This is a genomic window from Paraburkholderia franconis (assembly GCF_009362735.1).
Classification (GTDB): domain Bacteria; phylum Pseudomonadota; class Gammaproteobacteria; order Burkholderiales; family Burkholderiaceae; genus Paraburkholderia; species Paraburkholderia franconis.
Genome location: NZ_WHNP01000022.1, coordinates 1 through 26394, shown reverse-complemented (window position 1 = coordinate 26394; position 26394 = coordinate 1). Strand labels below are relative to the sequence as shown.

Annotated in this window: 29 protein-coding genes; 17 read left to right on the top strand and 12 right to left on the bottom strand. The window is 62.1% G+C overall.

What is annotated here, in order from left to right; genetic code table 11:
* Positions 1-133 precede the first annotated feature (133 nt).
* Complete coding sequence (gene glcC, locus GCT13_RS22945) at positions 134-910, top strand: transcriptional regulator GlcC (RefSeq protein WP_321574567.1); 777 nt, start codon at positions 134-136, stop codon at positions 908-910.
* Between the two features lie 324 nt (positions 911-1234).
* On the opposite strand, the gene phoU is transcribed toward glcC, so the two are convergent.
* Together phoU and GCT13_RS22935 are read right to left on the bottom strand one after the other, a co-directional pair.
* On the bottom strand, positions 1235-1942 hold the full coding sequence (gene phoU, locus GCT13_RS22940; RefSeq protein WP_152761929.1) for a phosphate signaling complex protein PhoU: 708 nt from the start codon (positions 1940-1942) through the stop codon (positions 1235-1237).
* A gap of 361 nt (positions 1943-2303) precedes the next feature.
* A complete protein-coding gene (locus tag GCT13_RS22935; protein ID WP_152761927.1) occupies positions 2304-3209 on the bottom strand; it encodes a LysR family transcriptional regulator in 906 nt (301 codons plus the stop codon).
* A gap of 111 nt (positions 3210-3320) precedes the next feature.
* On the opposite strand from GCT13_RS22935, the gene GCT13_RS22930 reads away from it, so the two are divergent.
* Positions 3321-4856: an MFS transporter gene (locus GCT13_RS22930; protein WP_152761925.1), complete on the top strand. Its 1536-nt coding sequence runs from the start codon at positions 3321-3323 to the stop codon at positions 4854-4856.
* A gap of 67 nt (positions 4857-4923) precedes the next feature.
* Here the strand turns inward: GCT13_RS22930 and GCT13_RS22925 are convergent, their stop codons facing one another.
* Entirely contained in the window at positions 4924-5565 is a 642-nt protein-coding gene (locus tag GCT13_RS22925) for a DUF1109 domain-containing protein (RefSeq protein WP_152761923.1), read from the bottom strand.
* Complete coding sequence (locus GCT13_RS22920) at positions 5562-6107, bottom strand: sigma-70 family RNA polymerase sigma factor (RefSeq protein ID WP_152762093.1); 546 nt, start codon at positions 6105-6107, stop codon at positions 5562-5564. The genes GCT13_RS22925 and GCT13_RS22920 overlap by 4 nt, the downstream gene beginning before the upstream one ends.
* A 329-nt stretch (positions 6108-6436) precedes the next feature.
* Here GCT13_RS22920 and GCT13_RS22915 point away from each other — a divergent pair, with 329 nt between their 5' ends.
* The 3 genes from GCT13_RS22915 (at position 6437) to GCT13_RS22905 (ending at position 8185) form a co-directional block, all read left to right on the top strand.
* Positions 6437-7075 carry a cytochrome b/b6 domain-containing protein gene (locus GCT13_RS22915; RefSeq protein ID WP_152761921.1) on the top strand — a complete coding sequence of 213 codons (639 nt, stop codon included), beginning with the start codon at positions 6437-6439 and terminating at the stop codon, positions 7073-7075.
* Positions 7076-7095: 20 nt separating this feature from the next.
* On the top strand, positions 7096-7872 hold the full coding sequence (locus GCT13_RS22910; protein WP_152761919.1) for a molybdopterin-dependent oxidoreductase: 777 nt from the start codon (positions 7096-7098) through the stop codon (positions 7870-7872).
* Positions 7873-7936: 64 nt separating this feature from the next.
* Positions 7937-8185 (top strand): pentapeptide MXKDX repeat protein, encoded by a 249-nt coding sequence (locus GCT13_RS22905; RefSeq protein WP_152761917.1) that lies wholly within the window; start codon positions 7937-7939, stop codon positions 8183-8185.
* A gap of 79 nt (positions 8186-8264) precedes the next feature.
* Here the strand turns inward: GCT13_RS22905 and GCT13_RS22900 are convergent, their stop codons facing one another.
* Positions 8265-9326: a class I SAM-dependent methyltransferase gene (locus GCT13_RS22900; protein WP_152761915.1), complete on the bottom strand. Its 1062-nt coding sequence runs from the start codon at positions 9324-9326 to the stop codon at positions 8265-8267.
* A 231-nt stretch (positions 9327-9557) separates the two neighbouring features.
* Between GCT13_RS22900 and GCT13_RS22895 the strand changes: the two genes are divergently transcribed.
* Entirely contained in the window at positions 9558-9977 is a 420-nt protein-coding gene (locus GCT13_RS22895) for a MarR family winged helix-turn-helix transcriptional regulator (RefSeq protein ID WP_152761913.1), read from the top strand.
* Between the two features lie 91 nt (positions 9978-10068).
* On the top strand, positions 10069-11388 hold the full coding sequence (locus GCT13_RS22890) for a chloride channel protein (protein WP_152761911.1): 1320 nt from the start codon (positions 10069-10071) through the stop codon (positions 11386-11388).
* A 93-nt stretch (positions 11389-11481) separates the two neighbouring features.
* Here GCT13_RS22890 and GCT13_RS22885 read toward each other — a convergent pair whose 3' ends face one another.
* The 3 genes from GCT13_RS22885 to GCT13_RS22875 form a co-directional block, all read right to left on the bottom strand.
* Positions 11482-11844 (bottom strand): hypothetical protein, encoded by a 363-nt coding sequence (locus tag GCT13_RS22885; RefSeq protein WP_227746957.1) that lies wholly within the window; start codon positions 11842-11844, stop codon positions 11482-11484.
* Between the two features lie 339 nt (positions 11845-12183).
* A complete protein-coding gene (locus GCT13_RS22880) occupies positions 12184-12999 on the bottom strand; it encodes an anti-sigma factor family protein (protein WP_152761907.1) in 816 nt (271 codons plus the stop codon).
* Entirely contained in the window at positions 12996-13547 is a 552-nt protein-coding gene (locus GCT13_RS22875; protein WP_227746970.1) for an RNA polymerase sigma factor, read from the bottom strand. Before GCT13_RS22875 ends, GCT13_RS22880 begins: the two co-directional genes overlap by 4 nt.
* Before the next feature lie 143 nt (positions 13548-13690).
* Here GCT13_RS22875 and GCT13_RS22870 point away from each other — a divergent pair, with 143 nt between their 5' ends.
* Positions 13691-13948: a hypothetical protein gene (locus GCT13_RS22870; RefSeq protein WP_152761903.1), complete on the top strand. Its 258-nt coding sequence runs from the start codon at positions 13691-13693 to the stop codon at positions 13946-13948.
* 74 nt (positions 13949-14022) lie between these two features.
* Positions 14023-14394, top strand: a complete 372-nt coding sequence (locus tag GCT13_RS22865) for a YceI family protein (protein ID WP_152761901.1) — start codon at positions 14023-14025, stop codon at positions 14392-14394.
* Between the two features lie 309 nt (positions 14395-14703).
* Here the strand turns inward: GCT13_RS22865 and GCT13_RS22860 are convergent, their stop codons facing one another.
* Positions 14704-15129, bottom strand: coding sequence for a hypothetical protein (locus tag GCT13_RS22860; protein ID WP_152761899.1), 426 nt, complete (start codon positions 15127-15129; stop codon positions 14704-14706).
* A 196-nt stretch (positions 15130-15325) separates the two neighbouring features.
* Between GCT13_RS22860 and GCT13_RS22855 the strand changes: the two genes are divergently transcribed.
* Positions 15326-16192 (top strand): 3-hydroxybutyryl-CoA dehydrogenase, encoded by an 867-nt coding sequence (locus GCT13_RS22855; RefSeq protein ID WP_152761897.1) that lies wholly within the window; start codon positions 15326-15328, stop codon positions 16190-16192.
* A 5-nt stretch (positions 16193-16197) separates the two neighbouring features.
* Here GCT13_RS22855 and GCT13_RS22850 read toward each other — a convergent pair whose 3' ends face one another.
* Entirely contained in the window at positions 16198-17061 is an 864-nt protein-coding gene (locus GCT13_RS22850) for a GNAT family N-acetyltransferase (RefSeq protein ID WP_152761895.1), read from the bottom strand.
* 179 nt (positions 17062-17240) lie between these two features.
* Here GCT13_RS22850 and GCT13_RS22845 point away from each other — a divergent pair, with 179 nt between their 5' ends.
* The 3 genes from GCT13_RS22845 (at position 17241) to GCT13_RS22835 (ending at position 18737) form a co-directional block, all read left to right on the top strand.
* Positions 17241-17702 (top strand): MarR family winged helix-turn-helix transcriptional regulator, encoded by a 462-nt coding sequence (locus GCT13_RS22845; protein WP_152761893.1) that lies wholly within the window; start codon positions 17241-17243, stop codon positions 17700-17702.
* Between the two features lie 311 nt (positions 17703-18013).
* Positions 18014-18292: a hypothetical protein gene (locus GCT13_RS22840; protein WP_227746956.1), complete on the top strand. Its 279-nt coding sequence runs from the start codon at positions 18014-18016 to the stop codon at positions 18290-18292.
* A 28-nt stretch (positions 18293-18320) separates the two neighbouring features.
* Complete coding sequence (locus GCT13_RS22835) at positions 18321-18737, top strand: organic hydroperoxide resistance protein (RefSeq protein ID WP_152761890.1); 417 nt, start codon at positions 18321-18323, stop codon at positions 18735-18737.
* Positions 18738-18868: 131 nt separating this feature from the next.
* On the opposite strand, the gene GCT13_RS22830 is transcribed toward GCT13_RS22835, so the two are convergent.
* A complete protein-coding gene (locus GCT13_RS22830) occupies positions 18869-19297 on the bottom strand; it encodes a hypothetical protein (RefSeq protein WP_152761888.1) in 429 nt (142 codons plus the stop codon).
* A 266-nt stretch (positions 19298-19563) separates the two neighbouring features.
* Here GCT13_RS22830 and GCT13_RS22825 point away from each other — a divergent pair, with 266 nt between their 5' ends.
* The 3 genes from GCT13_RS22825 to GCT13_RS22815 all read left to right on the top strand — a co-directional run bounded on the left by GCT13_RS22825 (position 19564) and on the right by GCT13_RS22815 (position 24305).
* Entirely contained in the window at positions 19564-20928 is a 1365-nt protein-coding gene (locus GCT13_RS22825) for a 2-hydroxycarboxylate transporter family protein (protein WP_152761886.1), read from the top strand.
* 106 nt (positions 20929-21034) lie between these two features.
* Positions 21035-22942 (top strand): sensor histidine kinase, encoded by a 1908-nt coding sequence (locus tag GCT13_RS22820; RefSeq protein ID WP_152761884.1) that lies wholly within the window; start codon positions 21035-21037, stop codon positions 22940-22942.
* The gene (locus tag GCT13_RS22815) at positions 22932-24305 is read left to right on the top strand and encodes a sigma-54-dependent transcriptional regulator (RefSeq protein ID WP_152761882.1); all 1374 of its coding nucleotides are present in this window, start codon (positions 22932-22934) and stop codon (positions 24303-24305) included. Before GCT13_RS22820 ends, GCT13_RS22815 begins: the two co-directional genes overlap by 11 nt.
* Before the next feature lie 36 nt (positions 24306-24341).
* On the opposite strand, the gene GCT13_RS22810 is transcribed toward GCT13_RS22815, so the two are convergent.
* Positions 24342-25931, bottom strand: a complete 1590-nt coding sequence (locus GCT13_RS22810; protein WP_321574552.1) for an EAL domain-containing protein — start codon at positions 25929-25931, stop codon at positions 24342-24344.
* Positions 25932-26204: 273 nt separating this feature from the next.
* On the opposite strand from GCT13_RS22810, the gene GCT13_RS22805 reads away from it, so the two are divergent.
* Positions 26205-26394: helix-turn-helix domain-containing protein (locus tag GCT13_RS22805; protein ID WP_227746955.1), on the top strand; the 190-nt coding region annotated here is incomplete at its 3' end.

The following is a 26394-nucleotide window of genomic DNA, read 5'->3' as shown; positions in this document are numbered from 1 at the left end:
GACGCCGCGAGTGGTCGTACCAGTTTTTTTGCCTCGACATTGCCGTGACGAAGCCGTTCGATCCGGCGTTACGAAGGAATCGGCGGTATTATGTCGACATGCGAAATTCGCTTATCAAGTGGTCATACCAGTGATTTCAAGCACGCAAAACGACGTCAACGAACCCGATCGCAAGATTGCCGATGTGGTCGCCGAGCGCATCGAACGCCTGATCGTGGACGGCGTACTGAGGTCGGGGCAGGCGCTGCCATCGGAGCGGCGGCTGACGGACAAGCTCGGCGTATCGAGAACCGCACTGCGCGAAGGGCTCAAGCTGCTGCGCGCGCGCGGCATCATCGAGACGGCGCACGGCAAGGGCTCGTTCGTTGCGAATCTGACTGCGCAGCCGCCGCAATCGCCGCTGATGCATCTGCTCGCGTCGCAACCGCGCACGCTCTACGATCTGTTCGAAGTGCGCGGCATGCTGGAGGCGGAGTCGGCGCGGCTCGCCGCATTGCGCGGCACACCCGCCGACTACATGATGATCACGCGGCGCTATGAAGAAATGCTCGCCGCGCACAACACCGAAACCGATCCGGCGACACATGCGCGCTTGGATCACGCGTTTCATCTCGCGATCTGCGAGGCATCGCACAACCCTGTGCTCGTGCACACGTTGCGGTCGTTGACGGAACTGCTGCTGAGTTCGGTGTTCGCGTCGGTGAACAATCTTTATCACCGGCAGCCGCATCGCAAGCGCATCGACCGGCAGCATGCGCGTCTCTACAACGCAGTGACGGGCAAGTTGCCCGAGCAGGCGTATCGGGCCGCCGCGGATCACATCAACGGCGTGCGCGAAAGCCTTCAGGAAATCGAACAGGAAGAACAGCGGCTGATACGGGCGACGCTCAGGCTCGAAGGGTGGAAGTGAGTTGAGCTGTCGATCAACACGCATGCGCTGTCGGCGTCCTGCGCTTCGAGGCGCGAGCGGGTGCAGCGGTGACGTTGGACGGCCTGGTCTGCGCCGAGCCGGTTGTCCTGATTGGCCGATACATCGTGCTTGCACATCGGGGTCGCGTATCCCGAGGGGGCTGCTGCATGGTTGCATCGGACTCCCGGCTACCGCCAGGGAAGGCTTCGATGAATCGGCGCGAAAAACGCTGTAGTGGCGGATATACCAGATATTGCAAGACTTCTTTCTGGCCCTCTCGCGGAACAGTGCCAGCATGCCCATGCATGCGTGGAAGTCACCGCCTCAAGTCTCAGATGCCTCGCGTTCGAGTTCGACTAGCGGGACGTGACGCACGTCGCGGCCCCGAACGGCATAGACGATGAATTCAGCGATATTTTTCGCATGGTCGCCTATGCGTTCGAACGCCTTGGCGATGAACAGATAATCCAGCGCGACTGAAACCGTCCCGGGCGCTTCCTGCATCCGCGTAACGAGCGTGCGGACAAGGTCGCGGAATGTTTCGTCGACGGCCCTATCGTCCCGAACGACCTGTGCAGCAGCGACGGCATCCATCCGCGCGAACGCATCGAGTGCCTGATGCAGGACGGACGCGGCCATTGAACCGCATTTTTCGAGTCCGATGATGCGAGCCGCAGGCGCGGCGCCCGTCTCGTCGATGCGGCGCGCGCGCTTCGAGATCTTGCGCGCTTCATCGCCGATGCGTTCGAGGTTCGTCACGCATTTCGATGTCGCCATCAGCAGGCGCAGGTCGCGTGCGGCGGGTTGTCGACGCGCAATGACGCGATGAATTTCTTCGTCAATGTCGAGTTCGAGCGCGTTCACCTGTCGCTCGCTCTCGCGAACCTCGATAACGAGCGCAGGGTCGTATGTGTTCAGCAGTTCGAGGCAGCGAGCAATCTGCCGTTCGACAAGGCCGCCCATCTTCAGGAGATCAGTCGAAAGCATGTCGAGCGCAGCGTCGAACTGACTGGAAAGATGCTTGTCGGGCATGGTGAACTCCTTTGCTTTAAAGCTCTGCAACGAATACGGACAAGTCGAAATGGACGTCGTGTTGCCTGTCTGTCACGAGCGGTTAAAAACTATATATACCGTTTTATATCCTTGTTGCAAGCGGCCAGAGGTTGCTGATGAATAACGGCAACGGACCCTTTGCGAACGGTCCAGTGCTCGCGACCCGTAAAAAGTACAATCGTTATCCAAAGCAGAGGAAATAATTGCGCTGAAGCCTCTTATAACCGATGAAGAGTTTGATGGCGCGATCGTCGGTGCTTGAGCACACCGGTGTGTCCGTGTGGAAATGCAGCAGCAAACAGCGCGGCCGCTTCGCAACGTACACGCGAAGCGGCCGCGTTCATTCGTCGATCATCGCCGGAATGTCCTCGACGAGCGCATCGATCGCGCAACGTGTTTTAGACGGCATATAGCGGGTTCGCGGCCATACGACGTTTATCTCCTGCGGCGGCAGGCTGCAACGTCCCTTGACCAGCACCAGTTCTCCCGTCTTCACGTATCGCGCGAGCAGCCAGTACGGAATGCGCGCAAGCCCGAAGCCCGCAACGGCCGCGGACGCGATCGCCTGCACGTCGTCCATGCTCAGCTGCGGGTGAATCTTCACGCGTTTCACCTGACCTGAGTCGTCGCGCAGATCCCACGGTACCAGCGCGCCGGCGCGTGCATAGACGACGCCGTCGCGTCCATCCATGTCGTCGAGCGAGACGGGCGTGCCGTGCTGCGCGAGATACGACGGCGCGGCGCCGATGCTCGTGTATTGAACGTCGAGCCGCCGTGCCGCGAGACTCGCACTGTCGCGCAGTTCGCCGATTCGCACGGAGAGATCGAAGCCTTCTTCGACGAGATCGACCATGCGATCGCTGAACGACATGTCGATCTGCAACTTCGGATGCCGGCGCGCGAGATTCATCAAAACAGGCGCGACGCACAGTTGGCCGAATGCGAGCGGCAGACTGACGCGCAGCCGTCCACGCGGCACGCGACGGCCGCCTTCGAGCTCGGCCTCGGCGGCCTCGAGTTCCGCGAGCGCGCGCACGCAGCGCTCGTAGTACGCCTGGCCGTCTTCGGTGAGGCTCTGGCTGCGCGTCGTGCGATGAATCAGTCGCGCGCCGAGCCGCATTTCCAGCCGCGCAATCACCTTGCCGACGGCCGAGCGCGTCAGGTTCAGCCGTTCGGCCGCGAGCGCGAAACTGCCAGCCTCGACGACCTGCACGAAGGTGGTCACGCCATCGAGCCGATCAGTCATCACGCCACCTCATTGGTTCCATGATGGCCGCATTCATCGGAAACTGGCTCGCCAATAGGGACTGAAGTTCCCGATATATTAACCGTTCATTCACAGCATCGGGTTCACGTTATGCCGCCACTCCGCTTTCGCAAGAACACGCTTGCGCTGCTTGCTGCCTGCCTTTCGTCATTGATGTTCGGTCTGGAGATTTCCAGTGTCCCCGCGATTCTGCCGACGCTCGAACACCTTCTGCACGGCGACTTCAAGGACATCCAATGGATGATGAACGCCTACACGATTGCCTGCACGACCGTCTTGATGGCGACGGGTACGCTCGCGGATCGCTTCGGACGCAAGCGTGTATTCGTCGTCAGCATCGCGCTGTTCGGCGTTACGTCGTTGCTATGCGGGCTCGCGTCCAACATGGCCGTGCTGATCGCGGGGCGCTTCCTGCAAGGCGCAAGCGGCGGCGCGATGCTCATCTGCCAGGTGGCTGTGCTTTCGCATCAGTTCCAGCAGGGGCGCGAGCGCGTCAACGCGTTCGCTGCATGGGGCATCATTTTCGGCATCGGACTGGGATTCGGGCCGATCGTCGGCAGCGCGACGGCCGCGCTCGCCGGCTGGCAATGGGTCTTTCTGGTTCACGCGCCACTGGCGCTCGCGACGATCGCACTCGCGGCGAGCGGTGTCAGCGAATCGCGTGACCCGCATGCGCAAACGCTCGATGCATGGGGCGCCGCGACGCTGTCGCTTGCCGTGTTCGGGCTGGCTTTCTATATCACGCAGGGCGCGGACCTCGGGTTCACGAGCCTGCCTGCGCTCGGCATTGTCGCGATGAGCGCGCTCTGCCTGATCGCATTCTTCGTCGCCGAGAACATGAGTGCGCATCCGATGTTCGACTTCTCCGTCTTTCGCATCCGCGAGTTCTCGGGCGCGCTGATCGGCTCAGCGGCGATGAATTTCAGCTTCTGGCCTTTCATGATCTATCTGCCCGTGTACTTTCACAATGCACTCGGCTACGACGATCTTCGCGCGGGACTCGCGCTGCTCGCCTATACGCTGCCGACGCTGGTGGTGCCGCCCGTCGCGGAACGCCTCGCTTACCGCTATCGCCCGGTCTATGTGATTCCAGGCGGACTGTTCACGATCGGCGTAGGCTTCTTTCTGATGCGCATCGGCAGCGTCGCTGAACACGCGAGCTGGATCACGATGCTGCCCGGTTGCGTCGTCGCGGGCGTCGGGCTCGGCCTCACGAATACGACGGTGACGAACACGACGACGGGCGCCGTGCCGAGCGCGCGCGCCGGCATGGCTTCGGGCATCGACATGAGCGCGCGCATGATCGCGCTCGCGATCAACATCGCATTGATGGGGTTCGTATTGGTGGCGGGCGTCGATGCATCGCTGTCACACGCGCTTGCGGGTGCGCACGACGCCGCGCAGATTCATGCGCTGAGCGTCGCGATTGCAGCAGGCCACAGTGTCGCGCTCGATCAGAAGACCGCGCATGACGCGCTCGTACGCGGCTTCGGCTGGGTGATGCTGTATGGAGGCGCGGGCGTGTGGATACTCGCGGCGGCGAGCTTTCTGATCTTCGGCGCAGCGACCAGCCGTCGGCAACAATGTGAAGCACACGTGACCACACGCGCGCAATGCGCAGATTGAACGGACGCGTCAGCGCCAGAAAGACGCCCCGGGCTTTTGAGCGTGCGAACCGGCAATGGGGCGCGTCTTACCATCGCAACAGCTTCGGCCCCAGCCACGCGCCGATGCCTGCGGGCATCAACATCCCGATTGCGTACCACACGCTCCAGAATGCCGGGCTCATCTCGGGGCAATGCAGGCAGTACACGATCGTTGCAGTCGAACTCGCGAGCAGGCCGGCGGCGGCGCCCGCGAGCCGCAGATGCGTCGGCGCGAGCGCCTTGACGGCCCAGAACACGGCAGGAAACGTCGGCACGGAAAGCAGCAGGATGTTGAACGGACACGTGCGCCACGTTTGACCGAGCACAAGCGGCCAGCGTCCCGTGGGCGCCACGCCATCGAGCACGAGCGCGCCCGCGACCCACACCGCGACGAACGGCAGCGCGACAAGCGCCCACGTATAACCTGCCCTGGCGCCCGGACGGCCGAGCCGCATCACGGCGAGCATCGCGCCCACGGCGATCGCGAGCGGATACGCGAGCTTCGCCCAGAAGATGCTCGTGCGCGCGACACTGCTGAGATCGTGCCGCACGCCGAACACGATGGTCATCAGGATCAGCGAGCCCAATGCGCCGAGCAGCAACGCCTTGATGAAACGGTGTGCGACGGCCTCGCGATCGACGCGCGTCACCTGGTTCGACAGGAGGCTAATGAGATCGTCGGTCTTCATCGCAGCCCCCGAATGAGTGCAGCCAGTGCCTTGAGGCCACGATGCACGCCCACCTTGACGGCCGATTCGGAAAGGCCCGTGATGCGTGCCGTCTCCGTCACCGACAAGCCTTCGAGTTTCATATGGACAATGGGCAGCCGCTGCTTGTCCGGCAGATGTGCGAGCAGCTTGCCGATGTCGTGACGCGCGTGCGCGGGTTCGTCGTCGGTATCGGCGAGCAGGTCGGCGTGATCGTCGAGCGGATCGTTTAACGATTCGCGGCGCGCGCGCGAGCGGAAGAAGTCCATCAGCTTGTAGCGGGCGATCGCGTGCAGCCAGGCGGTCAGCGGTTCGTCCGCGCGATACGTGTGACGCGCATTGTGCACGGCAAGCAGAATCTCCTGGACGAGGTCTTCGACGTCGTCGCGATGGTTCGGAATGCGCTTGCGCAAGTAGCCGCGTAAATGCCGGGTAAGCGCTTGCAGAAAGCTGCGGTAAGCGTCGGCATCGCCGTCGAGACCGCTGACGAATAGCGCTTTCAGGCGGCTTTCCGCGTCTTGCAACATGGTTCCCCTATTGGCGAGACGACGAGTCGACGATCCATGCGAATAGCCCGCGTCCGCAGACGCGAGCGCGGCGCCCAGTCTCAGATCGATCGTTTCGGAACAGCCGAAGCCGTGATGCGCCACTATAGCGCGGTCGTGGTTCATCGTCGTCACCCGCTTCCTTTATCACGCTAGTTCGCGTTTTCGCGGCTGCCGGTTACACCGCGCGCGAAACTTTTCACGCCGGTCAAAAACGCTGAACGCATCTGCGCGTGATCGGCGCGACGCTGTAACCAATCGCGCATTGGCAACGAATTGACAGGTATCCGACCGTCATGGTGATCAACATGGAAACGATGAAAGCGCCACTCACGCCAGCGCGCGAGACGTCACCGCGCAACCCGCCGATTCATCCGCTCTGGTTGCGCATCACGCATTGGCTCAATGCGTTGGCCGCGCTGATCATGATGTTTTCCGGCTGGCGTATCTACGACGCGTCGCCGGTGTTCCATAACATTGTGATTCCGCCGTCGGTCACTCTTGGCGGCTGGCTTGGCGGCGCGCTGCAATGGCACTTCGCGGCGATGTGGCTGCTGGTGTTCAACGGGCTGGTTTATCTCGCGCTCAACATTGCGAGCGGGCGCTTCGTTTCGAAGTTCTTTCCGCTCTCGCCACGCGACGTGCTGCGCGATTTGATTGCCGCATTGAGCGGCAAGCTCTCGCACGCGGATCTGCGCCAGTACAACGCGGTGCAGAAGCTCGCGTATCTCGTCATCGTCATCGATCTTGTCGTGCTCGTGCTGTCGGGGCTCGCGATCTGGAAGTCCGTGCAATTTCCGCTGTTGCGCGAGCTGATGGGCGGCTACGACAACGCACGCATTGTTCACTTCTGCGCGATGGCGGTGATGGCGGCGTTCGTCGTCGTGCACGTCGCGATGGTCGCGCTCGTGCCGCGCTCGCTGCTGACGATGCTGCGCGGCCGCTGATCTTTGTCGAGGAACACGCCATGAGCATCAACGACAGAAAAATCATCAAGCTCGACCGCGCCGCGATTCTGGCGGATGCGCGCCGCGAACTGGAGATGCCGTCGCGCCGTCTGTTCGGCAAGCGGTTGTTGACGTTGGGTGGCCTGTCGCTGTTGACAGGCTGCTCGATCACCGATGACGAGTCGGTCAACAAGTTTCTGATGGCGGTCTCGCGCCTGAACGATCGGGCACAGGCGCTCCTGTTCGATCCGAACCGTCTCGCCCCGACCTATACCGAAGCGCAGATCACGCGGCCGTTTCCGTTCAACGCGTACTACGGCATCGACGAAGTGCCCGATGTGAACGGCGGCGACTATCGACTGAAAGTGAGCGGCCTCGTGACGGGACAGCGCGTGTGGACGCTGCCTGAGCTATACGCGCTGCCACACGCGGAGCAGATCACGCGGCATATCTGCGTGGAAGGCTGGAGCGCGATCGGACGCTGGGGCGGCACGCCGTTCCGGGAATTCCTGCGCCGCGTGGGCGCGGATACGACGGCGAAATACGTCGGCTTTCGATGTGCGGACGACTACTACGAAAGCATCGACATGCCGACGGCGCTGCATCCGCAGACCCTGCTCACGTTCGACTACGACGGCGAGCGTCTGCCCGCGAAATACGGCTACCCGATGAAGCTGCGCATGCCGACCAAGCTCGGCTACAAGAACCCGAAGCATATCGTCGAGATCTTCGTCACCAATACGTACCCCGGCGGCTATTGGGTCGACCAGGGCTACAACTGGTTCGGCGGTTCGTGAGCGCCGCCCGTTTTTCTGGTTCCGGTATTGCCGGATGCCACTTTCAACCCCAAGGAGATGAGCAATGAAACGACTGATGACGGCAGTAATCGCGGCAACGCTGGCGATGGGTACATCCGCTGCTTTCGCGCAGGCGAGCGGCGCGATGTCGAACGATGCGATGTCAAACGACGCAATGGGCAAGGGCAACATGTCTCACGAAACGATGAGCAAGGACGGCAAGTCTCACGATTCGATGAGCAAGAGTCACAAGATGAAGAAGCACGATTCGACGGGAATGGATCATCCCGCGTCGGGCGCGATGTCGCAGTAAGGACAAAGCAGCGAGCGAGACCGGGCGTGCATGCGCGCCCGGCTCGTTTTCATGGCGGTTTTCTGTGTCAACGTATCCGTTACGCCTGCGCCTGAAAGACCAGATTGAATGGCGTCTGCGTTGCGCGTCTGAAGCGCGTGAAGCCGCCCGCCGTTACGACTTCCTTAAGCCGTGCTTCGCCTGCTTGCGCGCCTAGCGCCTTTCTGCCTTCCTGCGATAAGGACGCTGCCGTGCAGATCATCGTCGACGCCGAGTAGAACACGCGTCCGACGGGGTTCAGATTGTCTTCCAGCCGGTCGTTTGCGAAGGGCTCGACGATCATCCACGAGCCATCGGGCTTGAGCGACTGCAGCACATGGGCAGCGGCACCCGTCGGGTCGCCCATGTCGTGAAGACAGTCGAAGAATGCGACGAGGTCGTAGCCGTTTCCCGGGTATTGCTGCGCGCTGGCCACTTCGAACGTGACGCGATCGGCGACGTCCGCTTCACCGGCCAGTTCGCGCGCTCTTTCGATGGACGGCTCGTGATAATCGAAGCCGACGAATGTGGCGTCCGGATAGGCCTGCGCCATCAGGATCGTCGACGTGCCATGTCCGCATCCGACGTCGGCGACTTTCGCGCCGTGCCCCTTCAGAACCGCTTCGACGCCGTCGAGCGCGGGAATCCATTCGTCGACGAGATGCACCGCGTAGCCAGGCCGGAAGAACCGCTCGGTGCCCTTGAACAGCGACGGATGATGCTGGTGCCATCCGACGCCCAAGCCCGTGCGAAACGCCGCTTCCAGTTTGGGTATCGCGCGGAACATGGCTTCGGCGCAGTCGCAGAAGCCCGGAACGAAGGTCGGGCTTGTGTCTTCTGCAAAGCACATCGCCATTTCGTTTTCGAGCTGGTAGCGGGCGGTCGCCGCGTCGTAACTGATGAAGCCCGATGCGGCTTGCGCTGCGAGCCATTCGCGCACGTATCGTTCGGCAAGGCCGGCGCGTTCTGCAACCTGCTCCGAGGTCAGCCAGCCCTGTTCGGTCATCGCCTTGTAAAGACCGAGCCTGTCGCCCAGCGCAATGAGCGGCGCGGACGCTACTGCACCGAACTCTTCGACCATGCGCGCCATGAAGTCCTGCACTTTCTGTTCGTCGTATTGCATGTGCCACCTCCTTGACGAAGGCAGATTGATCTGACGAAACAGGCGCCGCCGCATTTATGGCAATACGCCGGCCACTCGCCCATGCAAAGTATAGGAAGAAGAAAGATGCACGAAAGACAAATTGCAGGTAGTCACGGCCGTTTCCATCGTGTGTATGATCCGCGAACATCGCCGGCGAACTCACTGAAGCGCTGTGTGACTAGTCAGCCCATCAACCCGCGAGGACCTCGAATGAGTTCAGGCAGGCAACCCGGAAACGCTCTTCCGGGCAAAGAGGAACTGGAAGCCATGTCGGCATTCCGCTACGAATTGCGCAGGTTTCTGCGCGTGTCGGAAGAAATCGCCAACGCGGCAGGCGTCACGACGCTTCAGTATCAGTTGCTGCTGCACGTGCGCGGGTTCGAGGGGCGGCAGTGGGCCACGGTCGGCGAACTCGCGGAACGCCTGCAGGCCGCGCCGAACGGCACAGCCGCGCTCGTGTCACGCTGCGAATCGGCTGGGCTCGTGACGCGCAAGCCCGACGCGAGCGATCGACGTCAGGTGCAGGTGCATCTGACGCGAAAGGGCGAACGTTGCCTGCTCAAACTTGCCGCCGAGCACAAGGCGCACTACGGATCGTTCGGCTGGGTGTTCGGCGATAGCGGCACATAGCCTTGCGTGAGTGATCATGCGGGTCGGTGCGGCGGGTTGCGCATTTATGTCACAATCTGCCTTACTTTGCTTCGACCAGACGATCTCTTCAATGCGTATTCCCGGATTTATCGACCGACGCACGATCATGCGCGGCAGGCGGCTTTGGCTGCACTACGGCGTGTTCTGGCTCGGCGCGATCGCTACCGGGCTCGTTGCTGTGATGTACGCGCGGCTGATCGATTTCGGCTACGCCACGTTTCTGCGTTATGCGACTTCGTTCTGGTGGCTGCCGCTGCTGCTCACGCCTGCGGTTGCCGCGTTCGGCGTCTGGATTACGCGGCGCTGCTTTGCAGGCGCTGAAGGCAGCGGCATTCCGCAGGTCATCGCGACGCTGCATGAGGGCGGTGAACTCGGGCCGCGTCTGTTGAACATGCGCATTCTCGTCGGCAAGATCGTCGTGTCGTTTCTGTCGATTCTCGGCGGCTTCACCATCGGCCGCGAAGGGCCGACGATACATGTCGGCGCTGCGCTCATGTTCAGCTTGCGGCGCTTCTATCCAGTGCGCTTCCGCAATATTCGCGGCGCGGGGCTCGATCGCAAACTCGCGCTTGCTGGCGCTTCCGCCGGTCTGTCGGCCGCGTTCAATGCGCCGCTCGCCGGCGTCGTCTTCGCGATCGAAGAACTGACGCGCAGCTTCGAACAGAGAACGAGCGGCGTCCTGATCACGGCGATTATTTTTGCGGGCATCGTCTCGCTCGGTTTGCAGGGCAACTATACGTATTTCGGCACGATCGAAGTCGACGGACACTTCCCCGATCTGCTTGCCGTCGCTGTCGTCATGCTGGGCGCCGTGACGGGCATTGCGGGCGGTGCGTTCTGCTGGCTGCTGCTGAACGCCGACCGCTGGATGCCGGCGCGATTCGGAGCGTGGCGCAAAGGACATCCGGTGGCATTCGGCGCTGCATGCGGTCTGTTCATTGCTGCGCTCGGCGTGGCGGCCGGCGGTCATACGTTTGGCAGCGGTTATGCAGAAGCACGCGGCATGCTCGAAGGAAACACACAACTCGGCGCGAGCTATCCGCTGCTGAAGATGGCGTCGATGATCGGCTCGTATCTGCCTGGCGCGCCGGGTGGACTTTTTGCGCCTTCGCTTGCGATCGGTGCGGGCATCGGCAACGCGCTGCATCTGGTGTTCGGGCAGATGCAACTGCCGATGCTGATCGCCCTCGGCATGGTCGGTTATCTCGCGGCCGTCACGCAAAGTCCGATCACGGCATTTGTGATCGTGATCGAGATGATCAATGGACACGCGCTGGTGCTTTCGTTGATGGCGACGGCGCTGATTTCCAGCCAGGTGTCAAAGCTGTTTGCGCCACCGCTTTATGAAGCGCTGGCGCAGCGGTACATGGCTACTTTGCGGGTCGGCTGAAAGGGCGCATGAAGTGCGTCGACGCGCACTGTGCGCATTTTCCTTCACGGCTCTTGAGTTGTTGAGCTTTTGAACCGATGGAGCATGCGACGACTATCTTGGGCTAATACTTCCGCGCTTGTGCATCGGATCATCAGCAGAGGTATCGGCTGTGCAAAGTTCTAACGCCGTTATCGCTTTTCTTGCAACCGCCAAAGTTTCATCGCACGCAGCAGGCTTCTCCGATCTCGGGCATCCGCTTTCGGACGCTCGAGCGAACATCTGGCGCACTTTTCGGAGTGCCGCATCGGGAGAACCGCTGTCGTATATCAGACGAGCGACGTTGAAACTGCTCCCCGATGGCAATTCGACAAAATCAGGGCATTCTCGAGCGGCGGCATCCGCCTCGATAAGCGCAAAAGTCGCGGCCAGAGCGGCTGTACAAACGAAGCGCGAGCCTGCAGTGCTCATTTCCATGGGTGGCTCCCTCATACGTATTCGTCAACAGATGACGTCCATCAAACAGGCGAACCCATGTCCTGGCGGGTTTCGCGAAGAAGGGTGAGCAAGCGACAAACCATACGCTGTTTATCGTCGGCTCGCTAGGGAGTCGGAAGAGCGAAAATCAGACGGTCACGCGTCGGTAGGTGCTAAACATGCTAACGGCGATAAACGCGCACGCGCGGTGGGTCTGCGGCGCGACAAAGGCGAGCCGGCGCGCGTGAGCAAAAGCGGGCTCAACGTTGCTGCGAGTTTCATTTTCAAATCGTAGCGACTTTCTATTCGTCGAACGACGGCGCCCGGAACGACAGCCTTCTACGCATCGCCATACAGATACGACACTTTGCCATTCGCAATCTTCTGCGCCATCTGCTGTAGATCGACGGGCGTGTTCTTCGCGAGCAATACGTAAGCAAGCTTGTTCGAACGCCATGTGACCGTTTTCATTTGACCAACCTGCTGCGCGCGTACGGGTTCATCGGGCAGCGAATCCGCGACCTCCAGCACACACAGCGCGACAGGGTCGCCCCGTTCCGGCAGGTACACGATCTGAATCAACGGACGGTTATCGTAATTCAGGCGCTGCACGCGCTTGAACTTCAGGCCCGCCTGCTGCAGATCCGGCACACGCACGGGCATGCCATCGCGCTGACGGATATCCGTGAGGATCTGCTCGGTATTCGCCGGATCGTCACGAATGCTCGCGACCGTTTCGCGCCCGTACAGCACCTGATAGTCGGCTACGCTGCGCACCCACGGCGACACCGCCTCGTGGTGGAACGGCGTGAGCGGTCCCAGGTAGCCCGTCAGCACGCCGGAGATGACCGCGCCCGCAACGAAGGCGGCGGCAAGCCACGGGACTGCGGGCGCCTTGCGGGGCACATCGCCGCGCTGCCGCGGGGCGCTGACGCTGACGAGTTCATCGACACGCCGCACCAGACTTTCCGGCACGGGTGGCAATCTCTGCCGCTCGAATGCCGCGCGATACGGCAGGCACGACGCGCGCAACGCATCGACGCGCGCGCCGAGATCGTGCGAGTGCGCGATGGCGGCTGCGACTTCGGCCCGCTGTTCCGGCGGCAGTTCGCCGTCAACGTACATCATCAACATCGAGTCGTCGATATTCTTCATATTGATCCTCCCTTGCGCGCAGCCGCCGACGGCTGCGCGCCGAACCGCTGCCCGATCGTCAGACGGGCGCGCGAGAGCCGGCTCATGATCGTACCGATGGGCACGTCCAGAACTTCCGCAGCTTCGCGATAGCTGAGGCCCTCGATCGCGACGAGTACCATCACGGCGCGTTGCGCATCCGGCAATGCCTCGACGGCATCGATTACCTGCCGATGCATGAGGTCGATCTCCGGGGTGTGACCGGACGGATCAGCGAGGCTCTCGATCTCGTCATCCCGCCAGTTGATGCTGCCCCTGGTGCGAATGGTGCGGGCGCGCAACTCGTTGATCCACGTGGTATGGACGATCGCGAATAGCCAACTGAGCGCCGCCGTGCCGTTCTGCAACTGGCGCCGACGCTCGAGTGCGCGCACGCACGCGCGCTGGACGAGATCCTCCGCATCGTGCTGGTTCTGTGTCAGGCGCAGCGCGAAGCGCCATAGTCGTGGCAGAAGCGTCGGCAGGATGGTCGGCAAATCTTCTTCGTTCATCGACGCCACTCCTTCCAGGGCCGCGCATATATCGACATAACACTCGAGCCGCTAATTTATTCGGGCGTATTTGGCCAATTTTTTTTCCGGCATTTGGGGAATAAGCGCATGAGACCCACTGTTCTCAGATCAGCAGACAAGGATTTGCGCAGGAGACCATCATGCAAGACGTTCTCGACAAAGCCCGCGAGGCTGGCATGGCTGTGCTGCTCGATGCGTGTATCGGCAGCGAGCGGTTTCATAGCGTCGTCGGCTCGGAGGCGGCGCTTGCGCGCTTTGCAGCGCTTTGCGAAAGCGGAGTCGCGGATCTCGAAACATTGAGCCGATGGGCGGACCTCTGCGAACGGGGCGCGGGTGCTTCCGTGGGGGAATCGATCCGCAGCGTACTCGACGCGCGCAACTACACGACTTCCCGATAATGCGAGCAGCGCGTCGATCTGAAAGCGCGCCGTGCCGCGAATCAGCGTGACGGCGTTTTCCGGAGCGAGGGTCCATGGACCCGAAAGGGCGAGGGGAGCGACGACGGCGCTTCACATCGCTGCGCCTGCAACGAGAGTGCGGACGCCGCGCAATCGCGCGCGTTGCGCGGCGTTTCGATGCGTTGCCCGTCGGCGGCACGGCCGATGTTCAGCTCAACGGCACGTTGACGATTGCGGGGCAATCGAATCCGCTTGTCGCCGATCTGCGCATCGTCAAGCTCTCACGCAATGCGCTGCTGGTCGGAACGCGTGTGCCGATTATCGTGAGCCTGAAAGAGTATGGCTTGCAGGATGGCGTCGATGCGCTGCGCAATGTGATGAACCTGAATGTGCTGTCGGGTTCGGCGCTGGTGACGTTTTCGGTGGTCTTGCGCGCGGATCGTTGAGCGGTGGGTCGATACGAAACTATCGCTGTCGAAAACGGTACGGCAGGCGGACTCGCATGACTCACAAGTTCACAGTCCGCTGCGCCACACGTCGCGATGCGCTGACTGCATCCGCAGAGTTTTTATTGCACGGGATTTGACAGGGCCGCCTGCATCAGCATCGGCGCAATTGCCGGGAAGTGCAGGCGACTCGCGCTGCCGCACGAAAATGCAACTACCGGTCTGCCGCCACCGCCCATCCCATACGCCTTCGGCGGCAACTTCCAGCTTGCGCGAAAAGGCCCGAGCGTACGGGCAAACGCACGACAGCTACTTCTTTTTTCTCGCCGCTGACGCCTTCATTTCGATCACATCGGGCGACCGCTTGGGTTTGCCCGGCACGACACCCATGCGCGGGTCGCGCTCGCGCGCGAGCGCGACCATGTCTTGCACGACGGTTTCGAACTCGGGATGGCTTTGCGACACATACAGCCACTTGCCGAGCACGGGATGCGGGACGAGCGCCGGGTACGCTCGCAGCAACCCGGCTTGCCGGTCATGTGACGTGCACACGAGGAGCCCATTCCACGGTTCTTCACCGCTTGCGACCGCGAGATAGAGCAAGCCGTCGAGCCAGGCGGCCTGCATGTTGAAGAATCGTTCGCGCGAATAGCCGGGGTCTCGCTCGAGAGGCTCCAAAATCCACAGCAGCGGGTTCTCGCGTTTTCGTTTCGGGTTCAGATCGGCGGACAACATGGCAAGACCTTCGATGAATCGATTACCGCGATGATATAGCCGCTCGCTTCAACATTTCTTTTCGGTGCCATTCTCGCATTGCCTGGTTTCATGCGAATGCCCATGAGAAACAGGTATCGTATCGGCCGTGACACGCCGCAAGGCATCGACAGCAATCCGCGGAAATCCGCACAAGTCAGCAGAGAGAGGAGCAACAATGGCAACGAAGATCGAAACGATAGGCATCGTTGGCGCAGGCACGATGGGCAACGGAATCGCGCAGGTGTCGGCGGTGGCGGGCCTCAAGGTGGTGCTCATCGACGTCACGGATGCCGCGCTCGAAAAGGGCGTCGCGACGCTCACAGCGAGTCTCGCGAAGCTGGTCGAGAAGGGCAAGATCGACGCATCGGCGCGCGATGCGGCGCTTACGCGCATCGAAACGTCGACCGACTATCAGCGCCTCTCCAGCGCGGATATCGTCGTCGAAGCTGCGACGGAGAACGTCGAGTTGAAAATCCGCATCCTGCGGCAGATCGAATCCATCGTGAGCGGCGAGACGATCGTCGCGTCGAATACGTCGTCGATTTCGATCACCGCGCTCGCCGCGACGCTCGCGAAGCCCGAGCGTTTCGTCGGCATGCACTTCTTCAATCCGGTGCCGCTGCTGCCGCTCGTCGAAGTGATTCGCGGTGTGCAGACGGGCGACGATACGGCAGCCACCGTGCGCGAACTGACGCAGCGGCTCGGCAAGACGCCCGTCAACGTGAAGAATGCGCCGGGTTTCGTGGTTAACCGGATTCTCGTGCCGATGATCAACGAAGCGTTCTTCGCGCTGGCGGAAGGCATCGCGACGGCGGAGGAAATCGACGAAGGCATGCGGCTCGGCGCGAATCATCCGATCGGGCCGCTCGCGCTCGCGGATCTCATCGGGCTCGACGTGTGCCTGTCCGTGATGGATGTGTTCCTCAAGGACTTCGGCGATTCGAAGTATCGCGCGTGTCCGCTGCTGCGCGAACTCGTCGCGGCGGGGCGACTGGGCCGCAAGACGGGACACGGCGTCTATCGCTACGATCAGAAGCGGTAAAGCTGTTACCCCAACTCGAACGTGGTGACGCCGAACACCTGCGCGCGCGGAATGTCCGGCGCCTCTTTCGTGTACATGCGTGCCGTTTCGAACACGCTCGTCATGCCGTGGCGCGCGGCGAGCGTCACGGCTGCCGGATTCGGCTCGGGCACGTCGAGCGTCACGGTTTCGCCAGGACAATGCGCGACGAGCGCGGTGAACAGCGTTTCGGCGATCTGCGCGTCGTCGGCGAACAGCGGCCCGATCTTGCGGCCTTCGCGGCATCGGCGCAGCACGCCGTATCCGCGCATATGTCTATCGGCGACGTCCGCCAGTGCGACGGCATCGGGCTGATCGATCCACGCGCGAAGAAAGCCGTCGCGCGGCGCGGGGAAGAACCAACGGTCGTAGGCACTCAGCTGAGCGAACGGCAATTCGCGCGCATCGGATAACGCCGCGCTGCTCGCAACGCCAGCCTTTGCAATGCCCTGAAAGCGTATGTTTCTGTACGCAAGCGCGAAACCCGACTTTCGATAGTTCGGTTGTTGCGCGACGACGCCATCGAGCCCGATGTTGCGCTCGCCGAGATACGCGATGCCATGCTGCCAGATGCGCAGCCCGAGCCCCTTGCCGCGAAACTCCGGCTTGACGATATACAGCCCGATAAAGCCGAAATGCGCGTTGTACGCGACGGCGGAAATCGAGCCGACCGGTTCGCCGCGCCACACGCCGACGAAGAACCCGTCGGGATCGGCTGCGCGAAAGCAGCGGGCGTCGTGCATGCCGGGATTCCAGCCTTCGATCGCGGCCCATTCGATTGTGCGATCGACTTCGTCCGCTGTCATCGTGCGCACGATGAAGTCGCGCGCCGCGTTCGTCGATTTATCCATGGTGTGTCCTTGATGCGGTTCGAGGCCATGTCCATCGGCACCTATCATGCAGCCAAAATCGCTTTGACGATACCGTCGACACGCAACCCTCCGTCAATGTCAAGCTTTAGCGATTAAATCGCATGCGATGTATAATACGTCTTTGACGAAACATTCGTCTCACGCCGACGAGGACGCATATGAAGACCACCGCCAAGGCAGACGCCGCGAATCCCAAGCTCGCCGATTTCCTGTGCTTCGCCGTTTATTCGGCGAATCTTGCGTTCGGCAAGGCATACAAGCCGATTCTCGAGGAACTTGGGCTGACCTATACGCAATACATCACGGTGATCGCGTTGTGGGAAGAGGACGATCAGACCGTCAGCAGCCTCGGCGAAAAGCTGTTTCTCGAATCGAACACGCTGACGCCGATCCTGAAGAAACTCGAAGGCATGGGCTATCTCGAGCGGCAACGCGATCCCGAAGACGAGCGCCAGGTGCGCGTCAGTCTCACGAAGAGCGGCCGGCGCCTGCGCGAGAAGGCGCTCAACATGGATCTCGTCGAGGCCACGGGCCTCACGCCCGATGAATTCTCGAAGATGCAGAAAGCGATCGTCACGCTGCGCAACAACCTGGTCAGAGCGGTGAACGAGCAGCAATAATCGTATATCCGCTTGATGCAGGGCGGGCCCGGCATATCTGCCGCGCCCGCCCTGCACGTTTACGCGCACCCGGCCCAATGCCGATCCCCGCGCACTCCTTTTCATACAAGTATTTTTCAAAAAATGATCGTACGCGATTGAATCGCATGCTTGATATGTATCCGGTTTTCTCCTAGAATGCATCGCATGCGATTTAATCGCGTAAGTTGTTGTGTCGGCGATGATGAGGCGAAAGCGTCAGTCCGCATCGATCAGCGATTTGTAGACAGACAGAGTGCCCTCGACCGAGGGCCTTCAACTACCGGAGAGAAATGATGAGCAAGTTCTTCAAGGCCGCAGTTTTCGTTGCAGCGAGTGTTGCCGCTTCTGCTTCCGCTTTCGCGAGCGGATACGGTCCCGCGCCGCACTACAACCCGAGCCAGGGCGCGCCGGCTTCCCAGCAAGGTGCCGCCGCGATCGTTGCAGACGCTGGCCACGAAGCGACGGGCAACGAGAACATGGGCGCGCTGGGCGGTGTGACGGATTCGGCGGTTCAGTCGGGGCATCGCGTGATCGCTAGCGACTTCGGCTCGACCTTCAAGCATCACTAATCACACACAACACGCGAAGGAAATAATTATGGCGCGCATCGAAAACGTAATCTACACAGGCGAGACCCACACGTCGGGTGGACGTGAAGGCGCGTCGCGCAGTTCGGATGGCCGGCTGGATATCCAGCTTTCGACGCCCGGCACGAACGGCAAGGGCACGAACCCCGAGCAGCTTTTTGCGGCGGGCTGGTCGGCCTGCTTCATCGGCGCGATGGGTCTCGCAGCGCGCGAGCTGAAAGTGACGTTGCCCGCCGACGCGAGCGTCGACGCCGAAGTTGACCTCGGCACGGGCGAGGGCGGTTACTTTCTGCAGGCGCGCCTGAACGTGAGCCTGCCGGGCGTGGCACGCGACGTCGCGCAAGCAATCGTCGATACCGCGCATCAGACCTGCCCGTACTCGAAGGCGACGCGCGGCAATATCGACGTTGAAATCGCGCTTGTGTGATGTGCTTGAGTCGGTCCGCCAGATCTCTTTCGTGAATGGGACGCGCGGACCGCCTGTCCGGTCGCTTAACCGCGATTCAACCGCGATTCAACCGCGATTCAACCGCGATTCAACCGCGATTCAACCGCGATTCAACCGCGATTCGCTTGCGGCGGCTGCGGATTATTCGCCGGATTGGTGTCGTATTTGAAAACGCGCTCGATGCCCGCATCGCTGGGCAGCGCCGACAGTGCCGCCGCGAGCGAATCGGCGATCGCCTTGTCGTACACCTCTTGGCCTTCTACATACACGGTAAAGGACCGCAAGTACTTCGCCTTCTTCTCGGGATTCTCGATCGTTTGCCGGGTCCATTCGTATAGCCGGTACGCCGACGTGCCCATCGCTTCCGCTTCCTTGACGTAATCGGCGAATGCGTCGAACTGGCATTTCAGCGACGCCTTGTGCCGCCGCAAGATCTCGCGCAGGGGCGGATAGCTGTCCGATGCGGGGTCCGCGCGCAACGCGCTGGCCCGTTCGTCGGCCACGGTGATCCTGATCTGGAATTGCCACGTGCTTTCCATCGTTCCTCCGCGTTGAGTCCATCGCGGAGATTCTAGCGAATGGCTGAAATCTCGGCCTCCTCATCAGCCCAATTCTGAAATCTCAGAACGACGCGGCCGTCCGCACTTTCTGGTTCGATAAAAATTCAATCAAATCAATGAGATGGAGCGGTGCGCGCCGACCGGATTCTGGCATGGGCCTTGCGCTATAGCCGCCCACTGGCCACGAGGCCATCACGATGCGTGACGCAGCGATAGTCCGCGCACTCAAATCAAGGAGACATGCTTTGCAAACGAGTTCCCACGCCCCGAGCCACTCGCAGCCGATTTCCGCGCAGCAATCCGACAGCAAAACCCGCTTCTGGCCGGAAGGCTGGTGGAAGCTGATGGAATACCGGATCGGCATCATTCCGCTGCCCGTTTATTTCATCCTGCTCGCGCTGATCGCAGGCTTCGCCGTGACGGGCAAGGTGCCCGGCGAGATATCGATGGCGATCGCCGTGCTCGCGTTTTTCGGCTTCACGTGCGCCGAGCTGGGCAAACGTCTGCCGATTCTTCGCAACATCGGCGCCGCCGCGATCTGCGCGACCTTCGTGCCTTCCGCGCTGACCTTCTATCACCTGCTGCCGAAGCCGATCCTCCACCTCACCACCGAGTTCACCAAGCAGACGAACTTCCTGTACCTGTTCATCGCGTCGATCATCGTCGGCAGCATTCTGAGCATGGACCGGCGCGTGCTGATTCAGGGCTTCCTGAAGATCTTCGTGCCGCTCGCTGCCGGTTCGATTGCGGCTGCGCTCGTCGGCACGGCCGTCGGCGCGGCGTTCGGGCTCGGCGTGCGTCACACGCTGCTGTATATCGTCGTGCCCATCATGGCGGGCGGCGTGGGCGAGGGCGCGATTCCGCTGTCGGTCGGCTACTCGGAGATCATGCATCTGCCGCAAGGCGAGCTGTTCGCGCAAGTGCTGCCGCCCGTGATGCTCGGCAGCCTGACGGCGATCGTGCTCTCCGGCGCGCTCGACATGCTCGGCAAGCGCTTTCCGCATCTGACGGGCGAAGGGCGTCTGCAGGTCGGCGAGACGGATGAAATGGACCCCGTGAAAGAAGAAATCACCGGCCATATCGACGTGACGCATATCGCGGCGGCGGGTATCACGGCGATCACGCTCTATCTGCTCGGCCTGGCGTGCCGCGATATGTTCGGCTTGCCGGCGCCCGTCGCGATGCTGTTTCTCGCGGTGCTCGTGAAGCTCGCGCGCGCCGTGTCGCCGCAACTGCAAGAAGGCGCGTTCGTCGTCTACAAGTTCTTCTCGACGGCCGTCACGTATCCGCTGCTGTTCGCGATCGGCGTCGCGATGACGCCGTGGGACAAGCTGATCGCCGCGTTCACGTTCGCCAACATCGTGACGATCGTCGCGACGGTTGCGACGCTGATGGGCACGGGCTTTGTGGTTGCGCGTCTGTTGAAGATGTACCCTATCGACACGGCGATCGTGAACGCCTGCCACAGCGGCCAGGGCGGCACGGGCGACGTCGCGATTCTGACGGCCGCGAACCGCATGACGCTGATGCCGTTCGCGCAGATCGCCACGCGTATTGGCGGCGCGATCGTGGTCACGCTGACGCTGATCCTGCTTGCGCATTTCGGTTGATGCGCCGTTGCCCGACGCGGCCCGACCATGCTGCAACGCGCGGCGCGGGCGTCGCTGGGTGTCGAGCGCGGCTCACGCGCCTTTCGCCAACAGGCATTGCGTACCGATGAGGCTGAACGTGCGCGTGAGAATAAGAGGGATACCGTTGTGGGGATGGGCCGCCGCAGCCGCGCTGTATTTCGGCGTGGCTGCGGCGGCCGTCGAGTTCGCATGGGACCGCGCGATCGACGCGCTCGCTGAAGTCGGCGCGCACCGGCTGGACCTGTACACGGCAAGCCTGAAGAGCGAGCTTGGCCGCTTCGAGATGATGCCCGCCATCGTCGCACGGCAGGACAGCGTGCGCGCGTTGCTGGCCGCAGGCTCGGGGGCATCGCCCGAGCTGCTGCACGACGTCGACACTTACCTCGAAGCGGTGAACAACGATGCGGGCAGCCTCGCCGTCGACGTGATCGACCTGCAAGGCTCCGTGATCGCCGCGAGCAACTGGAACCAGTCGCTCAGCTTCGTCGGCACCAACGTTTCGTATCGGCCGTACTTCAAGGACGCGCTCGCGCGCGGCTCGGGGCGCTTCTTCGGCATCGGCACGAACACGGGCATGCCCGGGCTGTACTTCGCGAGCGCGGTGCGCGATGCGGGCAAGCCGATCGGCGCGGCGGCCGTGAAGGTGAGCGTCGATGCGCTCGAATCCGCATGGCGCGCGCCCGGCGAAGCGGCGATGGTCATCGACGGCAACGGTGTGGTCGTCATCTCGACAGTGCCCGCGTGGAAGTTCACCGCGCTGCGGCCCATCACCGCGCAACAGCAGCGCGAGATTCAGGCTTCGCGTCAATACGCGGGCCGCAACGTCGATGCGCTGCCGTACCAACGCGTCGGCGACTGGAACGGCGATGCGTGGATCGGCCGCTTTCCCGACTGGCGTCGTCCTGGCAAGACGACGCGCTTTCTCGTGATGTCGCGGTCCGCGCCGCAAGCGGGCGATTCGATGATGGTGCTGCTCGACGTCGTGGGCGCGCGGCATCAGCAGCAGCTTGCGCTCGCGTTCGTGACGGGCGCTTTCCTGATCGCCGGCCTCTATGCGCTGTACGCGATCCAGCGCCGCCGGACGATCGCCGAAAAGCTCAACGCGCAAGATGCGTTGCGTCGCGCAAACGACCAGCTCGAAATCACCGTCGCGCAGCGCACGGCGGCATTGACGGCGACGAACGAACGCATGCAGCAGGAAATCGTCGAGCGCAAGCGCACTGAGCAGCGTCTGCGCGATACGCAGCAGGAAGTCGTGCACGCGGGCAAGCTGGCCGTGCTCGGGCAGATGGCCGCGGGCCTCACGCACGAACTGAATCAGCCGCTCGTCGCCATCCGGACGCTGTGCGATAACGCACGCACCTTCTTCGAGCGCAACCAGCCGGCGCAGGCCGTTGCGAATCTCGAACGCGTTGCAAAACTCGTCGACAGCATGGCCGTGTTGACGGCGGAGCTGAAGACGTTCGCGCGCAAGCCGGAGGTCGAGCGCGTCGCCGTATCGCTCAACGAAGCGGTCGCGCACGCGCGGCTCATCTACGATGCGCGCATTCGCGACGAAGACGTACGACTCGACGTGAAGATTGCATCGGGGACGATGGTGTGGGCGGAGTCGAGCCAGTTGCAGCAGGTCATTGTGAATCTGCTCGGCAATGCGCTCGATGCCGTGCGCAACCAGGAGAAGCGTGTCATCACCATCGCCGCCGGCGAGCCTGACGAATGCGACCGCGTGCTCTTCACGATCGCCGATAGCGGCGCGGGCATCGCGCCCGAAGTGCTCGCGCATCTGTTCGAGCCGTTTGTCACGACCAAGCCGCGCGGGCATGGACTCGGCCTGGGGCTCGCGATCACGTCGCGCATCGTCGAAGGCTTCGGCGCGAAGATCACCGCTTCGAATCGCGCAGACAGCGGCGTACGCAGCGATGCAGAAGGCGGCGCACAATTCACTATCGAATTCGCGGCGGCGACGTCGCAGAGGATGGCCCATGGGAGATGAGATTCGCGTGCTCGTCGTCGAGGATGACGAGAACGTTCGCTTCGGCGTCGAGCAGGCGGTTGCGCTGGCGGGTTTTCCCGTCAGCGCGTATGCGTCGGCGCAAGAGGCGCTCGGTGAAGTCGCGCCGGGCGCACCGTTCGTGATCGTATCGGATGTGCGGATGCCGGGCATCGACGGATTGCAACTGCTCGACAAGGTGATGGCGATCGATTCGCAGATCCCCGTCGTGCTGATCAGCGGACACGCCGACATATCGACGGCCGTGGGCGCGATGCAGGTCGGTGCGTACGACTTCATCGAGAAGCCGTTCTCTTCCGACCATATCGCGGGCCGTGTGGCGCGCGCCGTCGAGAAGCGGCGGCTCACGCTCGAAGTGCAAGGGCTGCGGGCCGCGCTGCACAACTGGCAGGGCATCGAGGCGATGGTGCTCGGCAAGTCGCCCGCGATGGCCGACGTGCGCAAGAAGATATTGCGTCTCGCCGATACGTCGGTGTCGGTGCTGATTACGGGCGAGACGGGCACGGGCAAAGAACTGATCGCGCGCAGCCTGCACGATTTCGGAGGGCGGCGCGACAACCATTTCGTCGCGCTCAATTGCGGTGGCCTGCCGGAGCAGATTTTCGAAAGCGAGCTGTTCGGTCACGAGGCGGGCGCGTTCACGGGCGCGATCAAGAAGCGTGTCGGCAAGATCGAATGGGCGAACGGCGGCACGCTCTTTCTCGACGAGATCGAAACGATGCCCGTCGCGCTGCAGATCAAGATGCTGCGCGTGTTGCAGGAACGCACGCTGGAGCGGCTGGGCGCGAACGAATCGATATCCGTCGATTGCCGGGTGATCGCGGCATCGAAGGCCGATCTCGCGGAGCTATCCGCCGACGGACGCTTTCGTTCGGACCTGCTGTATCGATTGAACGTCGCGCAGATCGAACTGCCGCCTTTGCGCGAGCGTCGCGAAGACGTGCCGCTGCTGTTCGAGCATTTCGTGCTCGCGGCCGCGCGCCGGTTCGGACAGCCTGCGCCCATCGTGTCGGCGGCGCAGGTGTCGGAGCTGATGACGCATCAGTGGCCGGGCAATGTGCGCGAATTGCAGAACGTCGCGGACCGCTTCGTGCTCGGGCTGGCGGGCGACAGTCTGCTGACGGAACGCAGCGATCCGAACAAAGGCGCGGCGAAAGGCGGCACGCTCGCGGAACAGATGGCGTACTTCGAGCGCATGCTGATCGAGGATATGCTGCGCCGTCATCACGGCAACGTCGCCGATGCGAGCGACGCGCTCGGCATGCCGAAGAAGACGCTTTATCACAAGCTGCGTCAGCTCAAGATTGCGGCGCGTGATGCGCAAGGCGAAGAGATCGACACGTAAAGCGAGCCGACAGCATGACGCGGCGGCGATGCCGTTCTAAGGAACGACGCTTGCGCCTTGCGCCGTCGTATCGGCATCGACGAAGAGCGCGGAGACGGGCACCGGGCGCTGATAAAAGTAACCTTGACCGAACGGAATGCCGAGGCTGCGCAGCGCTTCGTGCTGGGCCGCCGTTTCAACGCCTTCGGCAATCACTTCCATGCCGTAGTGTTTGGCCACGCCGGCAATCGCGCGGATCAGTTCGTATCCTTTCTTGTCGATCTGCCGCACGAACTGCCCGTCAATCTTCACGTAATCGAACGGGAAGCGGCCGAGCAGATCGAGATTGCTGTGCTGCGTGCCGAAATCGTCGATGGCGAACTTCACGCCGTGCGCCTTCAGGCGCTGGAAGATCGCTTCCGTTCGCGGATGTTTCTGGAGCAGCAGTCGCTCGGTCAGTTCGAGCACGAGCGTGATGTCGTCGGGGAGCTTCTGGTTCACGGCCAGCACGTCCGCGACGAAGCCGTCGCGCTCCAGATCCATCGGCGCGATGTTGACTGCAAGGCGCAAGGGACGGACCTTCGTCTTGTGCGCGATTTCATCCGACGCGCGCTCGAGCGCGAAACGCGTGATGCGAGGCAGCAGGCTGCTGCGCTCGACTTCCACCATGAATACGCCGGGATTGACGGGGCCCCATTTCGGATGCGTCCAGCGAATCAGTGCTTCAACGCCCGCGATGCGGCGCGTGGCGATTTCGACGATGGGTTGATACGCGAGGTGAAGTTGTCCTTGCTTGAGGCCGCGTCGTACGGCGGCGAGCATCAGGCGGCGCGGAGCGAACGCGATCAGCCAGGCGGCGGCGATCAGCAGATTCACGAGCAGGGCCGCTGCGCCAGCCAGCAAACCGTACTTCCAGTGCGCGTGCGAAACGAATTCCGGCGCGGCGACGACGGCGATCGAGAAGGCCCAGCGTGTCGACGATGCGCGTGTGCCTTGCCGCGCGGCTGCGCTGTCGGCAGGAATCATGTTGCCACTGTTGTTCAGCGCGCCTGTGTTGGACACGACGAGCACGACGTGGTCTGCTTCGTAGCGCACGCCATGCGCGAGCGCATCGGCGAGATAGGCTGCCTCGACGACGTAGAGCAAACCCGTGTCCGGTCCCGTCGAGACATACAACGGCATCACGGGCGTATCGGGCTGATTGAACGTGCCGGCAGCCAGCCCGATTGTGATACCCGACGGTGCCGGTTGCAGATAGTCCAACAGCGGAACGTCGATCGGCCCAAGTGCCGAAGAGCAATATAGACGCCGATGCCCGACGAGATCGATCGCGCGGACATAGTGAACATAGGTCTTCAACTCGGCGAGACGATACGCGACGAGCGCGCATGATTGCCCGGGGAGACTGCGCAGTTCTACGCGTCGCCGCGTGACGACGTTGTCGAGTATGCGATCGATCGACACGACCATATCGCGCGCGATCAGACTCTCGCGCTCTCGCACGGATTCGTCGCCTGCCTGCTTTCCCCAGATGACGGCCGTTGCTATGACGCACATTCCACACGCCACCGCGACGATGAGCGCAAGCGTCGGGGTAACGCCACGTCCCGCAAAAGCGGGTTTGCGGAAAGCGAAAAGCTTTCTCACATCGGGGTCCGGCGGTAAATCAGGGTCCAGCGGTAATACGGAATTGCAGGCATGTGTGGCTCGCTCACCGCATTGCGTATGCGGTTGTGATAGTCGGGTCAATATAGCACGCGAACCATTCGCATGTTTTGTACCAGGCACACCGATAATCGGGCAATACGTCGGTAAGTGTTCCTGGGCAACTGATTTGAATTTCGCTATCCTGGCGCCTTCGTGATGCCGGGATAGTGAATGAAGTGTGTCGTAGAGCTGAGTGAAGCTGAGAAAATTACATTGCAACAGCTGTCGATCAATCACAAGCATCGGGATATACGCACGCGAGCGGCGGGCCTGCTGATGCTTGGGCGCAAGATCAAGCCAAAGGCCATCGCAGAGCAGCTCGGCGTGAGCGGCCAATCGGTTTATAACTGGTCCCACGCGTGGCGCGACAGCGGGGTGTGCGGCCTGACAGGCGGTCACTGCG